Source organism: Achromobacter sp. SIMBA_011 (genome assembly GCF_046535435.1).
GTDB classification, from domain to species: domain Bacteria; phylum Pseudomonadota; class Gammaproteobacteria; order Burkholderiales; family Burkholderiaceae_B; genus Achromobacter; species Achromobacter dolens.
The window spans coordinates 1-375 of record NZ_JAWRWN010000108.1; the positions used below are offsets into that span (position 1 = coordinate 1).

At 72.5% G+C, this 375-nt stretch carries 1 pseudogene; it reads right to left on the bottom strand.

The window, feature by feature from the left end:
- A pseudogene (locus tag SB816_RS30140) lies at nt 1–375 on the bottom strand (exodeoxyribonuclease V subunit gamma); the annotation flags it as partial.

Below are 375 nucleotides of genomic sequence, written 5' to 3' on the forward strand. Positions count from 1 at the left end.
TTCGATGAAGCGAGCGGCGCGCGCTGCACCGGCAGCAATAACGTGGCCGCGAGCGTCGCGAATTCGTCGCCTGCGATCAGCGTGTCGAAGTCGGGAAATGCGCGGCGCACGTACGGATTCGTCTCGCACTCGCCCGCCATGCGCGCCGCGCCCTCGAAGGCCGTGCGCGCCGCTTCCCACGCTTCGGCGGGCACCGCGCCCGCCGCCGCGTCGTAGTCCGCCGGCAATTTGCGCAGCCAGGCGAAGGCCGTTTTCACCGCGAGCGGCAACGGCCGCCGCGCGCCTTCGTCCCACGCCGCCAGCAGCGCGAGCAACCACGCGCGCGCAGTCTCGCGCGCGAGCGGCGCGAACTCCGCCACGCCCACCTTACTCACC